Source organism: Microlunatus soli, from assembly GCF_900105385.1.
GTDB classification, from domain to species: domain Bacteria; phylum Actinomycetota; class Actinomycetes; order Propionibacteriales; family Propionibacteriaceae; genus Microlunatus; species Microlunatus soli.
In genome coordinates this window covers 5,258,457-5,278,787 of the sequence record NZ_LT629772.1, presented here as the reverse complement: position 1 = coordinate 5,278,787, position 20,331 = coordinate 5,258,457, and the positions used below count along the sequence as shown (strand labels likewise).

The following is a 20,331-nucleotide window of genomic DNA, read 5'->3' as shown; positions in this document are numbered from 1 at the left end:
TCAGACGTCGCTCGACGCTACCGCGGCCGACCCGTTGCCGGTCGCAGACTCTGGCGTCGGATCGGGCCGCGGCGGCCTCTCGACCAGGCTCAGGATGATCAGCACACCGATCGCTATCAGTCCGGTGGCGACGATGGTGGAGACGGCCAGCGGCCGGTTGAGCAGGATGATCGCAGCGACCACGACGGCGATCACGATCCGGATCAGCAGTCGTTGGGCATAGATCCACTCACCGACCTTGCCGGTGCTGACACCGCGATCCTCCACACGGCGTCGGAGGTGATCGACGCCGCTCAGGTAGCCGCCTCGGATCCGTTGCGAGGAAGTGAACGGGCCACCGAACCAGCCCACCAGGGCGACCGCGATGCCGAGCACCAACCCAGCTATCGCAGTGTCCCGCATGGCATGGGTCGCGGTGGTGTACAGCAGGTCGGTGACGTTGCCGGGCGCCAGCGACGGCGGCAGACTGGCGGCCACCACCGTTCGTCCGACGAAGAATCCCAACAGCAGCACCAGCATCGCCAGCGCGAAGCCGACGCCGGTACCGACCAGTGCCCTGGTCCGCCGCCTCGCCACCACCACACCGGCGACCAGGAACAGCAGACACACCCACGGCAGCCAGGCACCCAGTGCGATCACGACGCGGTAGCCCGCCTGGACCGTGCCGATCTGGTCAGCCTGAGCGATCGGGATCGTCTTGTTCACCGAGGGAATCCGGGAAGCGACCGTGATCCCCCGATCGATCAGCGATCGTTTGACGCGGTCGATGATCGGGCCAAGTTGGATGCCGATCGTGCCGTCCTGCTGGGCCTTCAGGATGGCCTGCGGATCATCACGCACCGTCGCCATCAACTGGGTGTGGCTGATCCGCAACGCCTGCTGCCAGGTCTGAGCAAACGCGTCGGAGCGAACGAATTCCGTCACCCCACTGCGGATCAGGTTCTTCAGTCCGCTGGCCGCGGGCCCCTGCAGCGCGTCCAGAGCCGCATTGGCCCGCGGCCCGGTACCCAGGTCCTTGATGCCGTCGATCAGGTTGGCGGTCAATAGGTCGATGTCGACCTTCTGGTCGATCACCGTTACCGACTGATCGATGACGTAGTCCTGGACGACCAGGCTGTTGGCCAGCGGTGCGTAGGTGGCGACGAAACGGTCGGTGTCGACCAGCGTCGCCCTGGCCCAGACCGTCACCACGGACAACGGAGCCAGGACGCACCCGACGATGATCAGACACAGCGACAGTACGGCCCAACCACGACCCCGTCGGCTCAGCACGGGTGGCGCACTCGGTGCCAGCGACTCGGGCGTCGGCACCGATCGCTCGCGCAGGGTACGGTTCTCCGCCTCCAGCTGGGCGATCCGCTCCCGCAGCTGATGCGACGTCGGTGGTGTCTCGGTCACGACGGCTCAGCCCTGGAGGATCCGCGCCTTCTGGGCGGCGAACTCCTCGTCGGTGAGAACGCCTTGCTTCTGCAGGGCCGCCAGCCGTTCCAGCTGGGAGACGGTGTCGGTGGCGGCCGGCTGTTGAGGAGCAGCGGCCGGCTGCGCGGCCTGCACCGCGGCGGCCGTCTGCGCCTGCTGGCGTTGCGCCTCGTAGTCCTGCAGCTCCTGCTGGTCGGCCTGCCGTTGCTGCTGGCGGCGGGCCATTCCGCCGGAGACCGCACTGGCCGTACCGGCAACAACTGCAGTCCGCGCGGCCAGCCCGAGCAGTCCCGGCCGTCCGAATCGTCTGGCGAGCATGATCATTCACCGTCCTCAATGCTCGGAAGTGTTGCGAAGGCCCCGACCAGACTGTCCTCGGCAATCCGTTCGTGGGCGACGATCTGGCCCCCCGCGTCATGGACAGCGATCCTCATCCGGACCGCCCACATGTTCTCCCAGGCCACGACCATCGCGGTCGCTCCCGGTGGTAGGACATCGGAGACTTCCTCGGCGTCGGAGGCGGTGAGCAGGCCCTGGTGAGCGCCACTCACCGGCAGCAGCGCGAAGGCGTCCGTGTCGTCATCAATGTCGATGATCATGGTCTTGCCGTTGTTGTCCTTCTGCACGATCAGGGCGTCCAGCAGGCGCACGGCACCAGATCCGATGGCGTCGGCGATGGCGTCGGTCAGCGAGGACCCGATGTCGGACTCGGGAAAGACCACGATCGCCACGTCGACGGGCCCTACGGGGGCTGTCTGAACACTCATCGCGCACTCTCACGAAGCTCTGTCATGGCGGAGACTCTTGCAGTCGAAGTCCTCGAGATCCTCACCCTGTTCGGGTGAGGCCGAAAGCGTCACCAACCCGTGAGATCGAAGGAACGCAGTCGCTGAACAGGAAGGCATCGTGACCGTCGAAGGCACCGGACCGGCAGGCCAGCAGAAGCCCCGCACCATCCGCGCTGGGACCCTGTGGGCCGGTGGTCTCGCGACTGCTTTCGTTGCTGGCCTGGTTGCCGCCGTCGGTGTCGTGGTCAGCGAGAATGTGTTAACGATCAAGCTGATCCATGTCGGACTTCCCGGCAATCCACATGCCGCCAACTGGCTCGCCTACCCGGTGATCGGCTTTCTGCTGGCGATTGCCGCGACGGCGCTCCTCCATCTCCTGCTGGTGCTGGTCCCACAGCCGATCCGCTTCTTCAACTGGATCATCGCTCTGGTCGCCGTGCTGGCCGCGGCGTTGCCGTTCGCGAGCGGCATCTCGTCGCGAACCTTCGTCACCTCGGCCGTCGACCTGCTGGTGGTGCTGGCGATCTGGCTGTTGCTCACCGGTACCGGCGCCCGGGCTCTGCGACCTGTGCCGACACCCAGGCACTCACCTGACACGGGGGATTCGTCCGGACCGATGAGCTGACAACCTGGCGGGGCCGGGAGTCGTGCTGCAGGTTCCTGTCCGCAGACCAGGAGGTATACGTGTCTGAGACTCCATCGAATGGGCGCACGGCCGGACGTCCGGCCAAGCGACTCCTCCCGCGCGGGCTGATGGTGTTATTGGGCGTCGCTGCCGTCGTGATCATCGTCGCCGGCCTGCAGGGTGCCGCAGACATCCTCGGGGCAACCTTCCTCACTCTGGTCCTCACGATCGCGGTCCACCCGCTGCACACCCTGCTGGCGCGCACAGTCCCGTCCTGGCTGGCGACCATTGTCTGCCTGATCGTGGTGTACCTGGGATTGGTAGCCCTGGCGATGACACTGGTCGTCTCCGCGGCCCGATTCGGCAGCTTGCTCCCCGACTACGAGCAGCGTTTCGACGAGATCATCGGCGGCCTGACCGACCGACTGGCAGCTCTGGGTATCGCTGAGAAGCAGTTGCATGCCCTGACCTCGGGTCTGGATCTGTCGAAGCTCAGCAGCGTCGTTACGGCGGCCCTGTCGGGCGTTCTCGGCGTGGCATCCAATCTCGTCTTCATCATCACACTACTGCTGTTCATGACCATCGACGGCTCGACGTTCCCCCGCTACCTGCGGGCCGCGGGAAAGATCCGACCGACCATCGTCACGGCGCTGATCGACTTCTCCCGATCGACCCGGCGTTATCTGCTGGTCTCGACGGTCTTCGGACTGGTCGTTGCGGTCCTGGACACCACGGCGTTGGCGATCCTCGGAGTGCCGGAACCGATCCTCTGGGGTCTGCTGGCTCTGCTGACCAACTACATCCCCAACATCGGCTTCCTGATCGGCCTGCTGCCACCGGCGGTCCTCGCATTGCTCGACGGTGGCGTCGGATTGATGCTGATCGTGATCGTGGTGTACTGCGTGATCAATCTGATCATCCAGTCAGCGATCCAACCCAAGGTGGTCGGCGACACTGTCGGTCTGTCGACGACGTTGACCTTCATGTCGTTGGTGTTCTGGTCATGGGTGATCGGACCGCTCGGTGCCGTCCTGGCCATCCCGTTGAGCCTGCTGGTGCGGGCCGTCCTGGTCGATGCCGATCCTCGGAGCCGGTGGTTGGGGCCGCTGGTCGCCAATCGGGAGCTCAGAACCCGTGACACGAAGGCGAAGGAACGCACGCCACCGAGCCACAGCGTCGAGGCGACGTGATCCATTCCGACGACTCCGAATCCGGCACCGGACGCTCGCGGGTCTTCCAGGATCGCGTCGACAGGGCGCAAGATCGCCTAGGGCGGTGGCTGCACACCGAGTCCCGAGAACTGAAGCCCGGCAGGCACACGATGCTCCGCGACCTGCTGGCGGGACTGCCCGGCGCGATCTCCTCGGTCCCGGACGGTATGGCCTCGGGTGTGTTGGCCGGGGTCAACCCTGCTCACGGGCTGTATGCCAGCCTGGCCGGACCGACCGTCGGTGGCCTGAGCAGTTCGACCCGGATGATGGTGATTGCCACCACCGGTGCCGCCGCGTTGGCGGCCGGGTCGGCAGTGGCGGATGTCCCGGCGGCGAACAGATCCGCAGCGATGACCTTGCTCACCCTGCTGGTCGGCGCGGTGCTGGTGCTCGCCGCCGTGATCAAGCTGAACCGCTACATCCGTTACGTGTCACAGTCGGTGATGCTCGGATTTCTGGCCGGTGTCTCGGTGAACATGGTGCTCGGTCAACTTCCCGATCTGCTGGGCACCGAGGCGACCGGAGCGGTCCCCGTGCTGAAGGCCTTCTCGGTGGTCGCGAATCTCGGTGCGGTCAGCGTCGCCAGTGCGGTCGCCGGCGGCGGCGCCCTGTTCTTGTTGATCTTGATCGGACGGACCAAGCTGGCGATGCTCGGTTCGCTGGTCGCATTGCTGCTTCCGACCCTGGCGGTTCACCTGTTGCACCGATCGGACGTCGCCCTGGTCAAACAGACCGGCACGATCCCACAAGGCCTCCCGGTCCCCCATGTGCCCGAGCTGAGCCTCTTCACGCCCGAGCTGCTCGGCGGGGCCGCGGCCGTCTCGGCGTTGATCATCATCCAGGGGGCCGGGGTTGCCGAGGCGGTGCCGAACCAGGACGGATCCCCCTCCTCGATCCGGCGTGACGTCGTCTCCCAGGGCCTGGCCAACGTCGGATCGTCGGTGATCGGCGGGATGCCGGTCGGCGGATCTGTCGGGCAGACAGCCCTGAACAAGGCCGTGGGGGCGCGCACTCGGTGGGCCAGCATCTGGACCGGCATCTGGATGGCCGCGATCCTGCTGATCTTCTCCGGCCTGGTCGGCGAGGTCGCGATGCCGACACTGGCCGCGGTGCTGATCTACGCCGGAGTGACCAGCATCCGGCCGGCCGACCTGATCTCCGCGGTACGCGCAGGAATCATCTCGACCATCGCGATCATCGCCACCTTCATCGCCGTTCTGATGCTCCCGATCGCCGCTGCCGTCGGGATCGGAGTGATCGCCTCCCTCCTGCTGCAGCTCAATCAGGAGAGCCTCGATCTACGGCTGTGCCAGCGCCGATGGGATGATCAAGGCCACGTGATCGAGTCTCCGGCACCGGCAACGATCGGTGCCGGTCAGGTCCTGGTCCTGGTCCCGTACGGTTCGCTGTTCTTCGCCGGCGCACGAACCCTGCAGCGTCGACTACCACGTCCAGAGCGGAACGGCCCCGACGGTTCGGGGTCCGTCGTCATCCTGCGGCTCCGTGGTCGGACCACGCTCGGCGCTACCTTCCTGAAGGTGATCGGAACCTACGCCCACGAACTTCAGTCCGTCGGCGGCGAACTGTATCTCACCGGTGTCGGGCACGATCTGACCGATCAGTGGCACATTGGCGAGCAGTCGTCCCTGATTGCCGGAATCTCGATCTATCCGGCGACCGAGGAAGTCGGCAGTTCGACCCGAGCCGCGCTCGACGACGCGACGCGACGTTCCGGCGGTCGTCAGCCCGATCCTGCTCATCGAGTCAGTCCCGACATCACCAACGAGCGGCCACAAGCGTCCTGAGCCCGGCGAAGGATCGGCGTCAACCAGGGTTCAGATCCAGGAGGTCAGCAGGGCAGCTTGTTCAGCACGCTCCTCGGTCCCGAGACACTGTCAGTCGTCGGGGACGGTGACGACCTCGATCACCGAGATCCCCAGGGAATCCAACAGGGCAAGCAATCCCTGGAGTTCCTGTTGGTCGGCGATCTCACCGGTCAACGTGGTCGATGCCCGGTGGTGGCGTGCGGTCAGGTACGGGAATGCGCTGACGAGTTCGTCGGAGAGATCCACGTCGACACGGATCAGCATCTTGCTCATCTCTCGCTCCCGCGTCGTACGGAGGTCACACGGCCACCGTCATTCATCAGAGACTCTCTCCCATCGCGTCGCGACGATCTCCATCGCTGTCACAGACCGGCCACACCCTTGCCGATGATCGAAACGCCCATCAGCAGCAGCAACACCGCCATCACAGCGGCGTTGTGATGCTCCAACCAGACGCGGAGTCCGTCCAGCGGAGCCCTGACACGATCCGGTGCCGTCAGGTAGGCGAACACCGGCGCCGCCACCGTGCAGGAAGCGATGGCAACGAAGACGACGATCGCGATGACCGCGCCCCCGGCCCCGAGATCGACCGCACCGATCGTGACTCCACCGGTCAGCCCGAGCGCCAGGTTCTTGGGGTTCACCGTCGACAACACGGCACCCGTCACGAAGGCCTTGCCCACCGTCATGCTGTCGATTGTCGCCATCCAGCGCGGCCGCGCCGGTTCCTGCCCTGCCTCGGGTCGCTTACGCCATTGTCTGAAGGCCAGAACCAGTGTGGCCACACCGAGCAGAACCTTGATCAGCGAAGCCACCCTGGACGGGCCATCGTCGTCCCCGGACGCCGGACTGATAGCGATCGTCGCGATCGTGACCACCATCGCGACACCGAGGATCCAGGCCAGCAGGAATGCCAACGACGCACCCCGGCCGTGTGCCGACATCAACATCAGCACCACGGCCATGATCGGCATCGGAGAGATCGCGATGGCAAGCGCGATCGGCAGAATGTCTCCGATCACCTGTCCCATGTCCGCGCCGCCTTCGACTGTTGTGCCGATCGCCTGCTGTGGCCTTCGGCTGTTGTGTCCTTCGTTCACCGCCAGCGGGCGCCCGGCTGGCTGGCGGTAGTGTCGCGTCGACGCCGCCGACGCTATGTTCGGACGATCTAGATGCCCTCACCGGTTTCGGGCGAGGCCACCTCCCTGTGCTCCGTGGATGCTCGAAGAGTGACCCGGTCCGTACGTCGGTCGACGACGCCATGACCCCCGGCTCGAGTTTTCCACCCGCCGAGGTGAAGATTCCGCTGGCCGGGCTCGACCTCACGCTGGCGACGGTGCTCTGGGCGGTCGTCGCCGTGATCGGCACTGTGATCGCCGGCCGCGTCGTCTATCGACTCGTGTTGCGGATCGGGCACAGCGTCAACGGGGTAGCCGATGACCTTGCTCTCCAGGCCGCTCGGATCGCTCGCTATCTGGTCCTCATCCTGGGGGCCGGTGTGCTGTTGGCCATCCTCGGGGCACCGATACAGCCAGTCTTGGCGGCTACCCTGCTGGTGCTGGCCTCGGTGTATCTGGTGATCCGTGGCATCGCCGACAACTTCGGCGCCGGGCTTGTCATCCAGGCCCGCCATCCGGTTCGTCTCGGAGATCTGGTGGAGACCTGCGGCTACCGCGGATACGTTAAAGGACTGAACTCCAGGTCGGTCGTACTTCAAACCCTTGACGGTCGCACCGCGCACCTGCCCAACCATGCTGTGATGGACAGTGCGCTGGTCAACTACTCCGCAAGCAAGCAGGCGCGTTCGGAGATCGCCGTCCGGATCAAGCGGGCCGACCTACCCTCCAATGGCCACGTCGACGATCATCTCGCCAGCGCCACCGACATCGTGCTGACCGCGACCCGTTCGGTTCGAGGGGTGCTGGACTCGCCGCGTCCGGCCGTCCTGCTGATCGCCGCCGATCCGGCGGAGCTGACAGTCACACTCCGGATCTGGCACCATCCAGAAGGACGATCGCAGACCAGCTCGCGAGTTGCGGCGGCCGTCGGCACGGCCTTCGAAGAGCGCGGCGGGACCGTTGCGGTTGGTTGGCCTCCGGGCCCGGCTGCGATCAGTATCAGTGAAGAGCTCTAGTCCGATGTCGGGCATCGTGTTGATGATCATCGGCGCCGCGCTGTGTTTCCTCGGTGCCCGCTCCGTGCGTGTGACGATCGCCGTCGCGGGCTTCGGCGCCGCCTGGTTGCTCGCCGACGCTCTGCACGCGACCTGGCAGCTGACGATCCTGGTCGGCTGCGCCGGCGCAGTGATGGCGTTCATCACGACGCTCCTGTTGGCTCGGTTCGTCTTCTTCATCTCCGGTGTCTGCCTCGGCGCCGTCGTCGGTGCCAAGGTCTTCCAACTGGCCAACGGCTCCGACCACAACTGGTTGTTGGCGATCATTGTGGTGCCGGCCGCCGGCTTCCTCGGCGGACTGCTGATCAACCGTCGCCGGCACCACGTACTGCGCTGGCTGACCGCATTCGCCGGTGCAGCACTCGCACTGTCGGGACTTGGCCGGCTATGGCCCGATCCGCTGAGTGACCTGTGGCGTCCGAGGGCCGCCGTCGGCGGGCTGCTGCTTGGCGCGGCCTGGATCGTGCTGACCGTGCTCGGCCATCGCGTTCAGTCCGCGGTCGGTTTAGGGCGGCGCGACGCGGACGACAGATCGAGCGGACGGAAACAATAGCCGAGCTCGGATCCGTCATCCTCTCGCGACTTCTATCGTTGCCCACGGTGAAGTCACCTGATCCGGGTGACGCGTGGTGCCGCACCGGCCGCCTACGTTCCGAGAAGACCACGGGTGGACCTGGTGATCTTGATCGAGAACTGGAGGTTTCCGCGTGCCGCGCATTCTCGCACCGTCCTATGTCGGTTTTCGCGGCAGTTGGGTCCGGCACGACGTGATCGCCGGCCTGACGGTCTGGGCCGTACTCGTCCCCGAGTCATTGGCCTACGCCGGGCTAGCCGGCGTGCCACCGGTCACCGGTCTGTACGCCGCCGTACCGTCACTACTGCTGTACTCCCTGCTGGGCACCTCGCGACACCTGGTCGTCAGTCCGATGTCTGCCACCGCAGCGCTGTCGGCCGGCGTTGTCGCCGTGGTCGCACCGAAGGGTGATCCGGCCGCCTACATCGCACTCAGTACGACGCTGGCGCTCGCGACCGGAGTCGTCGCGCTGGCTGCCGGCGCGCTCCGACTCGGATTTCTCGCATCCTTCATCTCCGAGCCGGTACTGAAGGGATTCATCATCGGCATGGCGCTGACGATCATGATCGGCCAGGTTCCCGCCCTGCTGGGGATCGAGAAGGGCCACGGAAACTTCTTCGAGAAGCTGGCCAGCGTGATCACGCACCTCGGTGGGGTCGACCTGTTGACGATCGCCGTCGGCGGCGGCTGTCTCGCGCTGGTCCTGGTCCTGAAGCGATTTATCCCACTGTTGCCCGGTTCGTTGCTGGTTGCGCTGGCCAGCATCGGAGCGGTCTTCCTGTTCGATCTCGACAAGCACGGCTTGGAGATCGTCGGCCACATCGACTCCGGACTGCCCCACCTCGGGTTGCCGGACATCAGTGGCAAGGATTTCCTCGATCTGCTCGGTCCGTCGATCGGCGTGATGCTGCTCGGCTTCGCCGAAGGCCTCGGCGCAGCCAAGACCTATGCCGCCAAACAGGGTTACTCGATCGATCCGAACCGCGAGCTGCTCGGTCTCGGCGTGGCCAATCTCGGAGCCGGTTTGGCCTCCGGGATGGTGGTGAACGGCAGCCTCTCCAAGACCGCAGTGAACGGGTCGGCCGGCGCCAAGTCGCAAGTATCGGCGATCACGGCGGCGCTGCTGACTGTCGTCACCCTGCTGTTCCTGACCGGCTTGTTCCAGAAATTGCCCGAGGCGACTTTGGCAGCGGTCGTCATCGCCGCTGTGCTCGAGTTGATCGACTTCCGCGCACTGCGACGACTGTGGCGGGTGCAGAGCGGCCGGGTCGCCAAGATCTACCAGTTGACGGCCCGGATCGACTTCGTCGCGGCCGTAGCAGCGCTGATCGGTGTTCTGGTCTTCGACACCCTGCCCGGCTTGATCATCGGCATTGCGGTTTCGTTGGCACTGTTGATCGCTCGTACCTCACGCCCACACATTGCATCCTTGGCCCCGGTAGGTGACGAGCCGAACCGGCTCTGGGTCGACATCAGCCGACATCCCGGCAATCCATCACTTCCGGGCGTCCTCGCCGTCCGAGTCGAGTCGGCGCTGCTGTTCGCCAATGCCGACTACGTCCGCGACCGGATCAACGAGCTGGCCGCCGACGTCGACGATCTTCGAGTGGTCGTTCTGGACGGACGCAGCACACCGTTGATCGACCTGACCGCGGCGAGCATGCTCGTCCAGCTGCGAGCCGACCTGAATGCACGCGGTGTCGAACTGGTCCTGGCAGGCAATGTCGGCCGGGTCCGTGATGTCCTGGCCACGGCCGAGGTTGGATCCGAACCGCTGTTGCGCACGACGCTGGACGAAGCAGCAGACTCCCCGTCACGTCAACCCGCCGACCCCTCACCAGGAACGGGTGATCCCCCGCGATCGGAGTGAACGCAGGCTGGACAGCGGATACCGAACGACGAACCACCCCGCACACACCGAGGAGTAGCGATGGCACAAGCCACACTGACTGTCTGGAAGTTCAACTCGACGCTCGGCGCCGAGCAGGCGTCGGTCACCCTGCAGAATCTCGCGAAGGAGAACGTGATCACCGTGCATGATGCGGCGACCGTGTCCTGGGAGCCGGGTGCGAAGAAGCCGAAGACTCGCCAGCTCACGTCGACCAAGGCCGCCGGTGCACTGGGCGGATCGTTCTGGGGTCTGTTGTTCGGGCTGATCTTCTTCGTGCCGCTGCTGGGCGCCGCTATCGGTGCCGCGGGCGGCGCGATCTCCGGCGCCTTGACCGACGTCGGGATCGATGATGGTTTCATCAATCGAGTCCGGGACCAGGTGACACCGGGGACGTCCGCGCTGTTCGTGATGACCTCGGATGCCGTGATGGACAAAGTGAAGGAAGCCTTCGCCGGCCACGAGCCGACAGACCTGATCTTCACCAACATGTCCGGTGAACAGGAATCGGCCCTGCGGCAGGTATTCCAGGACTGACGCGATGAAGTCGCCGACCCAGATTTGGTTCGGGTCGGCGACTTCGCTCGCTGACGGCCGAATGCCCTCTTGATCAACGAAACGACGGACAGAGGACAAGATGTCGAATCCACCTCCACCGGCCTACCGCCGGTGGCCGAGCGACCGGCGACGTGGCCCAGGTGTCGTGCTCACTGTCGTCGAGGGCATCGCAGCGATGTTGTTGATCATCGCCGCGGTCGCCGGAGCGCTGGCCGCTTTGACGTATCTGATCATTCACGCCGTCACGCAGCTGGCCGGCTGAGCGGCCTCACCCATCACGGGTGAGCCGCCACGCCGCCCGACCGAGGTCTGCTGAGTTGTGGCCACCTCATCTGACACTGCGGGATCCGGCACTGCGAGGACGAGTCGACGCCCCGCCTGGCTCGCGCCGTCGTTGCAGGGCTACCGCCGGTCCTGGATTCGCGGCGACGTGATCGCGGGCCTGGCCGCCGGCACCGTCGTGATCCCACAGGCGATGGCCTATTCGACGATCGCGGGACTGCCGGTCCAGATCGGCCTCTACACCTGCATGGTGCCGGCCATCCTGTACGCATTGTTGGGCGGAGCGCGGACGATCAGTGTCTCGACGACGTCCACCATCGCCGTCCTGGTGTCCACCACGCTGGCCGAGCTGCCCAATGCCGGGCAGCTTTCCGACCACGATCTGCTGCGGGCAGCATTCACCCTCACTCTGATGGTCGGCGGCTGTCTGTTGATCATGCGTCTGCTGCGGCTCGGGTCCCTGGTGGAGATCATCTCGCCGGCCACCATGACCGGCATCCGAATCGGTGTCGGGCTCACGGTCGCCGCGTCTCAATTACCCGCGCTACTGGGAATGTCCGACGTCAGCGAAGCCGGCTTCTTCGTCACGATCGGAAACGTCCTGGGACACCTGGAAGACCTCGACGTGATCACCACCGTCGTCTCCGTCGTCGCACTCGCCGTCCTGCTGGGTCTACGTCGGCTGGCTCCGAGAATTCCTGGTCCCTTGGTGGTGGTTGTCGCGGGCATCGCGCTGGTGATCATGACGCCGCTGGAAACCACCGCGGGCGGTGCCGGGCTGAGTCTGATCGACAAGGTCCCGACCGGCCTACCGGTCCCGACCGCTCCGGTCCCGGCCGATATTGTCAGTCTGCTTCCAGGCGCGTTTGCGATCGCTGTGATGGCCTTCCTGGAGACGGTGGTGGTTGCCCGCACGAACCGCCGGCGCGACGAACCCACCATCAGTGTTGATCAAGAACTGTTGGCCACCGGAGTGGCCGCTCTCGGCGGCGGACTCACGCAGACTCTGCCGCCGGCCGGTGGCTTCTCCCAATCGGCGGTGAACCTCCGGGCCGGTGCCCGCACCCAGCTGGCAGCTCTGGTCACAGCAGCATTGGCGATCTTGGTCGCGCTGCTGTTGGCGCCGCTGTTGGACAATCTGCCACGGGCGATCCTCGCGGCCATGGTGATGGTGGCCATTCTCGGACTGTTGAAACCGGCCGACTTTCTGCTGTACGCCCGGATCGACAGAGCCGAGTTGTGGGTTGCCGTGGTCGTAGCGGTGATCGGGCTTGTCGGCGGGATGCTGATCGGCGTCGCCGTCGGTGTGGTGCTGACTCTTGCCCTGGTGGTCCGCAACGTCAATCGGGCGCGAGCTCGGCCGCTCTACCGATCGAGCGAGGGATGGACGACCAATCCGCCGTCCGCCGGCAGCGGCACTGACGATGACTCGTTCCCACCACCCGGCGTCGTGCTCCTGCATCTGGACGGCTCCCTCTATGCCGGCAATGCCAATGCCACGGCCGACGCCGTTCTCAGTGCTGCCCATCCGGAAGGCACCTACGGGGTCGTCCTGGAGGGAACCGCAGTCCGCGACGTCACCGTCCCGCTCGTTCAGACACTGCACGATCTGGCCGACAAGCTGATCAAGGACGACGTGCGACTGGTACTGGCCGCGTTCCCGACAGCCACGGCACAACGAATGGCAAGATCGGATTGGTTCGTGGACTACCAACGGGCTGGCTGGGTGACCGCGACAGTCGACAAGGCGCTGCAGCGACTCCGAACGGCCGGGCCGTCAACCGGCGATTCGATCGCCGACGTGGATGACTGACGCACCGGTCGGAGCTGACCGTCGAAGCGAAGTCGAATTATTTCTGATATGGTATTTCATATGCTGGACCTCGGTCCGGTCAGGGCAGATCATCGAAGCATCAATGCAGCTCACCCGTTACAGGTGAGTCCCCAAATGCCATCGCCACCCTACGTTGAAGTCGACATGCACGACATCTGTTGTGTGACGGCATTGGGAGGTTTCATGAGCACGACCTCTGACACGGGAGATTTCGATCTTTCCGCGAAGAGCACTGCGGCGTTCACCGGGACAATCTTCGGCGGCACGATGCTGATCACCGCCGGGCTGTTCCAAGTCTTGCAGGGAATCGCGGCGATAGCTCGTGACAAGGTGTACGTCACCGGCCTCGATTACAGCTACGCGTTCGATCTGACCGCGTGGGGTTGGATCCACCTGGTCATCGGCGTGTTCTCCCTCGTCGTCGGCGGCGGAGTGCTCATCTCCAAGTCGTGGGCCTTGGTCGCCGGCGTGATCCTCGCTGGGTTGAGCGCTCTCGCCAACTTTGCTTTCATGCCGTACTACCCACTCTGGAGCCTGCTGACCGTCGCCTTCGACGTCTTCGTGATCTGGGCGCTGTGCACACAGTTGCGCCGCCGCTGACGACAGGAAACCCCGGCCAGTCGGGTTTCAGCAGACAGACCCGACGCGAGCCCAACCAGACGTGACATATGGCGCGTGGAATTCTATCGCACCACGGTGCTATCGGCGTGACTTTCAACCCGGAATCCGAGCCTGATCCCGCTGACGACACCGATGCCGTTTATACGGCAAGATGACGTTGCCCACCTGATCATCAAGATCAAACGGCCTGCATCCTCTGTCGGATCGACGCGATTTGCCCTAGCATTCACTTCCTGAGGGGATTTCCGCAGGTTGGATCGGGGTCGGGCCCGGACCCGACCCCGTCGACGATCGACAGGCGCCCGAGTAGCCGCAGCGGTGCCTGCCCATTCAACTACGGCAGGTCATTCAATGAGCTCAGACATTCGTCACCTTCAACCAGAATCGGTACATTTCAACTACAGTCGCCATCTCGAACCCGGAACCCCGCCTCGACTACCGCGTGGCTATCTCCCTCGCGACGTGCTGTGGAACGAACTGGACCACGCCGATTCACCCGTGACGATGCTCATCGCCCCGGCCGGCGCGGGCAAGACCCTCGGCGTCGCCGGCTGGGTCCGCCATCGGCACCGCACCATGGATGACGCCGACGGCAGCCCCGCGGCTATCTGGATCGATGCCGGTGCAGCTTGGAATCCTGGCCGGCTGGCGTCCTTGATCGATCGCGGACAAGTCGCCGCTACGGCCGGACCCTCGCAGGCGATCATCGAGGCCGACCCGGGCCGCGATGGCACGGATGACGGACTTGCCCGGAACGCGGACGCTTCGACCGCGGCCCCGGCTGCGCCCAACCTGATCGTGATCGACGACGCCCAGCGGCTGCCGGCCGCGACGATCCGCTTCATCGACGAACGGCTGAGCCACGAGCCCGCCTCACTTCGATTGTTGTTGCTGTCTCGTTGGGATCTCCTGCAGACCAGCCTGGTCGCCCAGCTCCTCGGCGACCTGGCGGTTATCCGCGGCGACGTGCTGCGCCTGGCAGACGACGAGGCGACCGAGCTGATCCAGCAGCATGCACGGACTGACGACGCGGCCGTGACTGAGGCGATCATCAGTCGGGCCGGCGGCTGGTGCGCCGCGGTCGTGCTGGCTGCGCGGAGTGTACGGATGGCTCCCGACCCGCTGCAGATGGCGGCCAATTTCGGTGCCGGTGACACACGCTTCGCCGACCGGGTCGCCAACGAGGTGATGGCCGCGCTCTCGCATCGCGAACGTCACCTGCTGTTGTGCGTTGCCGGTGAGGTGGTCGTTGCCGCTGACACCGCGGCCCATTTGTCGCGAAATCCGGAGGCTCCGCAACTGCTGGCGGAGATGGCGTCCGACGGGCTACTGGTGACCAGGGTGAGCAGACCGGAACGGGCCGGATCGCAGACCGCCGACGGGAGCGATCCCGACGCCGCTGCCTGGTATCGCATCCATCCGCTGCTCCGCGAGGTGGTGCGGCGACGGATGGCGGCCGGAGGCGTCGATGTCGAGCAGGCTCGCGGAACCGTTGCCGTCGCCGTCCATCTCGATCTTGCTCGAGGAGTGGCCGACCGAGCATTCGAACGACTGATATCGATCAACCTGGCAGATGAGGCTGCCGCGTTGCTCGCCGATGATGGCATCGCGATGATCGCCTGCGGCCAGGGCAAGGCGATCTCCCGCTTCGTTCGGACCTTCCCCGAACAGGTGGCCGACTATCCCGACGCCTGGTTCCCGATCGCGGTCGAGCGATGGATCGCCGGTGACGTCGACGCCGCCCGGCATTGGCTCGACCGGATCGTGCAGCATTCGACAGATCGATCCAACGATCTGGAGGCCGTCTGTGCCGAGCTGATGCAGGCACGGATCACTCGGGAGCAGCTGCGGGCCGTCACAACCAAGGCTCAAGACGTGATCGCGCGATTCGGTGCGGACGGGGAGCACACGGGGTCCACACAGTTCGGGTTGGTGACCATCCTGCTGATCGAGCTTGGCGCGGCGCAGAACTGGCTCGGCGAGCTGGACAGCGCCGAGCGCAATCTGACAGCTTGCATCGGGTTGTGCCGTAACGTGCCACGACTGTCAGCCATCGCGGCATCGGCGACCAGCTACCTGGCGATGACCCAGCTGATGCTGGGCCGCGAACACACTGCCGCGCTGCTCGCCGACGAAGCGTCGCTCGCGGGACCGTATCCGGTCACCGGCTACACCGCCGACCGCGCGTCGCTGGTCCACGACCTGGCCACGATGGCCGACGTGCCGTGGACCGATACCAACAGTGGCCGCCCCGCGCGACACCGCTCGCTGCACCCGACAGACTTTTGCAGCCAGTTCTGGGCCCGTTTGTATGAGGCACGTGCCCGCGCCGGTGCAGGTGATCTGATCGGGGCCGAGCAGATCCTGACGATGCCGTTCGACCTTCCAATCGCCGATGATCTTCCGTCACATCTCAAGGTGGTCATTCAGGTCGAGCGGGGCTGCCTTGCCGCACTCGTCGGCGACGTCGACGGGGTCGGCGCGATCGAGGCCGATCTCGGAGCGGCCGGCATGATCGGCGAAAAGCACCTCCTCGCCGGCATCCGATCCGACCTCAGCGGTCAGCCCCAATCCGCCCTGGAGGACTTCGAGCTGGCCGTAACCACGACGCATCAACGCGCAGCCGGCACCCGCGCGCTCGCCCTGACCTGCTTGGCACAACTCTTGGACGCCTCGGGTCGAGCTTCGGAGGCGTTGGGTCGCCTCCGGGAAGCCGCCGCCGAGACCGCGATCCGGCGCAATGCGCTGGTCTTCCTCGGACTCTGCCGGCACGGCACCCCGATGCAGGTGTTGCTGGCGGCGCTGAGGGAGACCAGCGCGAGTCCCTGGGTCCATGAAGTTGCAGCGGCCATGCAGAGCCGCGCCGACCTGAGCGCGATCTGTGCCGCGACGATGCCCTCGCCGTCGGAGCAGATCCGAGCGACCGAGTTACCGGTCCGGCCGGTGTTGAGCTCCCGTGAGCGGGATGTGTTGCGAGAGCTTGCCCGCGGCTCGACCTATGCCGACATCGGCGTCGAACTGTTCGTCTCGGAGAACACTGTCAAGACCCATGTCTCGAACCTGTACGCCAAGCTCGGCGCCTCCCGGCGCAGTGAGGCGCTCTCCATCGCCCGCGGTCTGCATCTGCTCTGATACCGGCCCGCATCCGTTCCGAACGAACGAGCCTGGTTCTGCTCCGTTCACGGCGATGACTGGCCCGGTCGGCCCTCTGCCTCACCGCGGCAGAGGGCCGCGGTGAGGATGATCAGTCACGGGCCAGCGCGGCCATCGCCTCGGTCTCCAGATCGAGGTAACCTTCGTCCCCGATGTCGACGCCGACCCCGATGATCTTGCCGCCAGTGAATGTGAACGGAGCCCGATAGCTCCTACTCACCGAATCGGCGCTGTCGAAACCGATGCACAGACCGTCGCCACACAGCGTGAACTTGCCGACCTGAGCTCGCATCGGCCCCTCCGCCACCACCTGATCGTCGACGTAGAGCTTGGTCGCGCCCACCGACTCCTTGTGCTCGCCGGCCTTCTCCCGAGTGAACTCCATCCCCAGCGCATGCGGCCCGGGAGTGATCCGTTCCGAGACGAACTCCTGTTCCGGCGGAATCCCGAGAAAGTTGTAGACGTAATGCAGGGCACCGTCGGCGAGGAAGAGTGCGTGACCGCCAAATCGTGAACCGTGGGCAAACAACACCCCTTCGGCACCCTCACTCAGGTCGACGTCGGCGATGATCTTGAACGACCGGCCACGGACATTAACGGCAACGCCTTCCGGAACGGCGCTGGTGCCCGGATAGTAGATGTAGCGGCTGCGCCTTGGTTCGGCCTGTGGGCGGTCGATGGTCAGCTGCTCCATCGCGGTCCGGTCGTCCAGTGGCAGCCCATTGTAGGCCTTGGCTTCGGCGAACCAGACGTCGATCAGCTCCTGCAGTTTCTCCGGTTGCTCCGCAGCCAGGTCCTTGGACTCCGACCGATCCTCGTCCACGTGATACAACTCCCACTTGTCCTGATCGAAGTGGCCCTTTCCTGTGATCGGAGCATGGGTGGCAGCTGCCTTCCAGCCGTCCTTCCAGACTCCCCGAGTACCGAGCATGTTGTAGTACTGGACCTTCTTCCGGGTCGGCGCGTCGGCCTGGTCGAAGCTGTAGCGCATCGACACACCGGCGACCGGCTGCTGGTCGACCCCGCGATAGACCGCCGGCATCTCCAGGCCTGCTACCTCCAGGATCGTCGGCACGATATCGGTGGCGTGATGATACTGATGTCTGATCTCTCCCTTCGCCCTGATGCCCTTGGGCCAATGGATGATCATCGGATCGCAGGTGCCACCGGAGTATTGGCTGTACCGCTTGAACATCTGGAACGGTGTGCTGAATGCCGCCGCCCACCCGGTCGGGTAGTGGTTGTAGGTCTCAGCGCTGCCCAGCTTGTCCAGCATCGCCAAGTTCTCGGAGACGTCGTCTGGATAGTTGTTGAAGAACTTGTTCTCGTTCACCGAGCCGTCCGGCGAACCTTCGCCGGAGGCTCCGTTGTCGGCGCAATAGAAGATGAGGGTGTTGTCCAGCTGGCCGGTCTCCTCCAAGTAGTCCACCATCCGGCCGATCTGGGCATCGGTGTACTCACTGAAGCCGGCGAACACCTCCGCCATCCGGGAGAACAGCTGCTTCTCGTCATCGCTCAACTCGTCCCACGGCCGTACCTGGTCAGCCGGGTTGGCTTGATCATCCGGAACCGGATTGAACGGAGTCAGTTCGGTGCCTTCGGGCAACACTCCACGCTCGATCATCCGCCCCAGAACCCAACCACGGTAGGCGTCATAGCCGTCGTCGAACTGCCCCTTGTACTTGTCGATGTATTCCTGCGGGGCATGGTGTGGAGCATGGTTGGCACCGGGACAGAACCACATGTACCAAGGCCGAGACGGGTTGGCCGCCTGTTGATCACGGATCATCTTGATGCCTTGATCGGCCAGGTCCTTGGATAGGTGGTACCCCTCCTCAGGGGTGTAGGGCTGATCGACGAAATGATTGTCCTCGACGAGATCGGGGTACCAGTTGTTGGTTTCGCCCCCGAGGAAGCCGTAGAACCGGTCGAAGCCCATCTGCAGCGGCCATTGCGATCGGCTGCCACCGCTGGAGTTGTCCTCCTCCGGGACGTTGTGATCCTTGCCCAACCAGAAGGTGCTGTAGCCGTTGTCCTGCAGGATATGGCCGATGGTCGCGCACTCGTCCGGGATCCGCCCGGCGGCCCCGGGGAAGCCGTTGGTGGCTTCCATGATCGCCGCGACCCGGTTGGTGGTGTGGTTGCGGCCGGTCAGGAAGCAGGACCGAGTCGGCGAGCAGAGTGCAGTGGTGTGCCACTGGGTGTAGGTCAGGCCGTTGTCGGCCAACCGCTGCAGCGTCGGCATGTTGATCCGACCGCCGTAGGGCGACCACGAGGCCATCCCGGTGTCGTCATAGAGCACGACCAACACGTTGGGCGCGCCGTCCGGCGCCTTGGCCAACTCGTAGGGAGCCCAGTCGGGGATCGAATCGCGTACATCAAGGTTGATGACGCCATTGAATTCGGTGACCACAATACCTCCATCAGTTGCGCTCGCCGGGCGCCCAAAGGCGTCGGTTCGCTGTCCGTACGACGATTCGAGATACCAGCAGGACTCATCGTCGACAGGTGCTGCACCGATGTCGTCGCCCGTATCGGGTGAACGCCATCCACGGCCGCGTCTGCGCTCATCGTCTCCACGCGAGATGATTCAGATGATCACCGGGAGCTGCACCATCTGGATCATCCCGACGAGGAACACCAGCAGCGCCAGCCCGACCAGCGCCCACTGGATGCGCGGTCGAGCCGGCCGTGGCGACACCGCGGCAAAAAACAACACCAGCGCGAACAACACCGTCAGCAGGGTGTACTGATCACCGCGAGCGTTGTTGGTCAATCCGTCGGCGAAGCGCTGATCCGCCTTCTTGTCGGCTGCCGCAGCGGCGTCCGATCCCGGCGGTTTGTAGGCGGCGAGGTCGAACGGCGAGTCGGCCTGCTGTCCACCTTGCTGCCAGGCCTCGAACGCCACCTGAAAACGATCGGTGAAGCGATCCTCGACGTACCGGGCCAACCGGCTATCGGATTCGGCTCGCGCCTGGACGTACAAGGTCCACAGATTGAGGTCGATCTGCCGCGCTGTGTTGGCCTCGCCCTGTGCCCGCGCAGCCTGGATCCGGCTACTGGACGCTTGGCTGAAAGCGATCGACATCTCCCCGCCCCACTTGGACGCCTCGAATCCACACCACGCGGTGATCACCGCAGTGGCGGTCAACACCAGCAGCACGATCACGTCCCGGATCGTCGCCGTACGATCCTGCTCGATGTCGGCCCTGATGTCGGCCTCGAGATCATCCTTGAGGTCCCTCCTGAGATCGGCTTCGAGGCCGGCCCTGGCATCCGGATCGGGTGCCGGTGCTTCGTCGCCGCGGTTCGGCTCATCCTCGGTGCGTTCCACGTTCGTCCTCCCTGCCGGCTTCCTCACTGCCGGGCCGCGCATGGC

Annotated in this window: 18 protein-coding genes; 11 read left to right on the top strand and 7 right to left on the bottom strand. The window is 65.1% G+C overall.

Going from position 1 to position 20,331, the window contains the following annotated elements; genetic code table 11:
- Genes BLU38_RS24215 through BLU38_RS24205 form a run of 3 tightly spaced genes read right to left on the bottom strand, consistent with a single transcriptional unit; the run spans position 1 to position 2,186 of the window.
- Positions 1-1,398, bottom strand: coding sequence for a hypothetical protein (locus BLU38_RS24215; protein WP_197679843.1), 1,398 nt, complete (start codon positions 1,396-1,398; stop codon positions 1-3).
- A gap of 6 nt (positions 1,399-1,404) precedes the next feature.
- Positions 1,405-1,743 (bottom strand): SHOCT domain-containing protein, encoded by a 339-nt coding sequence (locus BLU38_RS24210; protein WP_197679842.1) that lies wholly within the window; start codon positions 1,741-1,743, stop codon positions 1,405-1,407.
- On the bottom strand, positions 1,740-2,186 hold the full coding sequence (locus BLU38_RS24205; RefSeq protein ID WP_157683679.1) for a DUF6325 family protein: 447 nt from the start codon (positions 2,184-2,186) through the stop codon (positions 1,740-1,742). Before BLU38_RS24205 ends, BLU38_RS24210 begins: the two co-directional genes overlap by 4 nt.
- A 139-nt stretch (positions 2,187-2,325) precedes the next feature.
- On the opposite strand from BLU38_RS24205, the gene BLU38_RS24200 reads away from it, so the two are divergent.
- The 3 genes from BLU38_RS24200 to BLU38_RS24190 are packed head-to-tail and all read left to right on the top strand — an operon-like array spanning position 2,326 to position 5,848.
- Positions 2,326-2,832, top strand: a complete 507-nt coding sequence (locus tag BLU38_RS24200) for a hypothetical protein (protein WP_091528281.1) — start codon at positions 2,326-2,328, stop codon at positions 2,830-2,832.
- Between the two features lie 59 nt (positions 2,833-2,891).
- Positions 2,892-4,022, top strand: a complete 1,131-nt coding sequence (locus BLU38_RS24195; RefSeq protein WP_231920015.1) for an AI-2E family transporter — start codon at positions 2,892-2,894, stop codon at positions 4,020-4,022.
- Entirely contained in the window at positions 4,019-5,848 is a 1,830-nt protein-coding gene (locus BLU38_RS24190) for a SulP family inorganic anion transporter (protein ID WP_197679841.1), read from the top strand. The genes BLU38_RS24195 and BLU38_RS24190 overlap by 4 nt, the downstream gene beginning before the upstream one ends.
- Before the next feature lie 90 nt (positions 5,849-5,938).
- On the opposite strand, the gene BLU38_RS24185 is transcribed toward BLU38_RS24190, so the two are convergent.
- Complete coding sequence (locus tag BLU38_RS24185; RefSeq protein ID WP_091528275.1) at positions 5,939-6,142, bottom strand: hypothetical protein; 204 nt, start codon at positions 6,140-6,142, stop codon at positions 5,939-5,941.
- A gap of 89 nt (positions 6,143-6,231) precedes the next feature.
- Positions 6,232-6,900, bottom strand: a complete 669-nt coding sequence (locus tag BLU38_RS24180; RefSeq protein WP_091528272.1) for a GAP family protein — start codon at positions 6,898-6,900, stop codon at positions 6,232-6,234.
- Between the two features lie 263 nt (positions 6,901-7,163).
- On the opposite strand from BLU38_RS24180, the gene BLU38_RS24175 reads away from it, so the two are divergent.
- From BLU38_RS24175 to BLU38_RS32100, 8 genes are all read left to right on the top strand, one after another.
- Positions 7,164-8,003: a mechanosensitive ion channel family protein gene (locus BLU38_RS24175; RefSeq protein WP_157683678.1), complete on the top strand. Its 840-nt coding sequence runs from the start codon at positions 7,164-7,166 to the stop codon at positions 8,001-8,003.
- Between the two features lie 4 nt (positions 8,004-8,007).
- Positions 8,008-8,595: a TM7S3/TM198-like domain-containing protein gene (locus BLU38_RS24170; RefSeq protein WP_091528266.1), complete on the top strand. Its 588-nt coding sequence runs from the start codon at positions 8,008-8,010 to the stop codon at positions 8,593-8,595.
- A 154-nt stretch (positions 8,596-8,749) separates the two neighbouring features.
- Positions 8,750-10,486 (top strand): SulP family inorganic anion transporter, encoded by a 1,737-nt coding sequence (locus BLU38_RS24165; RefSeq protein ID WP_091528263.1) that lies wholly within the window; start codon positions 8,750-8,752, stop codon positions 10,484-10,486.
- A 60-nt stretch (positions 10,487-10,546) separates the two neighbouring features.
- Positions 10,547-11,041: a DUF1269 domain-containing protein gene (locus tag BLU38_RS24160; RefSeq protein WP_091528260.1), complete on the top strand. Its 495-nt coding sequence runs from the start codon at positions 10,547-10,549 to the stop codon at positions 11,039-11,041.
- A gap of 100 nt (positions 11,042-11,141) precedes the next feature.
- A complete protein-coding gene (locus BLU38_RS31040) occupies positions 11,142-11,324 on the top strand; it encodes a hypothetical protein (protein WP_157683677.1) in 183 nt (60 codons plus the stop codon).
- 57 nt (positions 11,325-11,381) lie between these two features.
- Positions 11,382-13,157, top strand: a complete 1,776-nt coding sequence (locus BLU38_RS24155) for a SulP family inorganic anion transporter (protein WP_091528258.1) — start codon at positions 11,382-11,384, stop codon at positions 13,155-13,157.
- Between the two features lie 60 nt (positions 13,158-13,217).
- The gene (locus tag BLU38_RS31485; protein WP_197679840.1) at positions 13,218-13,778 is read left to right on the top strand and encodes a DUF7144 family membrane protein; all 561 of its coding nucleotides are present in this window, start codon (positions 13,218-13,220) and stop codon (positions 13,776-13,778) included.
- Positions 13,779-14,261: 483 nt separating this feature from the next.
- A complete protein-coding gene (locus BLU38_RS32100) occupies positions 14,262-16,931 on the top strand; it encodes a helix-turn-helix transcriptional regulator (protein WP_157683676.1) in 2,670 nt (889 codons plus the stop codon).
- A 112-nt stretch (positions 16,932-17,043) separates the two neighbouring features.
- On the opposite strand, the gene BLU38_RS24140 is transcribed toward BLU38_RS32100, so the two are convergent.
- Entirely contained in the window at positions 17,044-19,365 is a 2,322-nt protein-coding gene (locus BLU38_RS24140; protein WP_091528253.1) for an arylsulfatase, read from the bottom strand.
- Positions 19,366-19,542: 177 nt separating this feature from the next.
- Positions 19,543-20,286, bottom strand: a complete 744-nt coding sequence (locus BLU38_RS24135; protein ID WP_197679839.1) for a hypothetical protein — start codon at positions 20,284-20,286, stop codon at positions 19,543-19,545.
- Between the last annotated feature and the right edge of the window lie 45 nt (positions 20,287-20,331).

Bases quoted from the DNA above. Each gene is read 5' to 3' on its own strand.
- BLU38_RS24205 (WP_157683679.1), bottom strand. From the start codon at position 2,186: ATGAGTGTTCAGACAGCCCCCGTAGGGCCCGTCGACGTGGCGATCGTG.
- BLU38_RS24180 (WP_091528272.1), bottom strand. From the start codon at position 6,900: ATGGGACAGGTGATCGGAGACATTCTGCCGATCGCGCTTGCCATCGCG.
- BLU38_RS31040 (WP_157683677.1), top strand. From the start codon at position 11,142: ATGTCGAATCCACCTCCACCGGCCTACCGCCGGTGGCCGAGCGACCGG.
- BLU38_RS24210 (WP_197679842.1), bottom strand. From the start codon at position 1,743: ATGATCATGCTCGCCAGACGATTCGGACGGCCGGGACTGCTCGGGCTG.
- BLU38_RS31485 (WP_197679840.1), top strand. From the start codon at position 13,218: ATGCTGGACCTCGGTCCGGTCAGGGCAGATCATCGAAGCATCAATGCA.
- BLU38_RS24170 (WP_091528266.1), top strand. From the start codon at position 8,008: ATGTCGGGCATCGTGTTGATGATCATCGGCGCCGCGCTGTGTTTCCTC.
- BLU38_RS24185 (WP_091528275.1), bottom strand. From the start codon at position 6,142: ATGAGCAAGATGCTGATCCGTGTCGACGTGGATCTCTCCGACGAACTC.
- BLU38_RS24160 (WP_091528260.1), top strand. From the start codon at position 10,547: ATGGCACAAGCCACACTGACTGTCTGGAAGTTCAACTCGACGCTCGGC.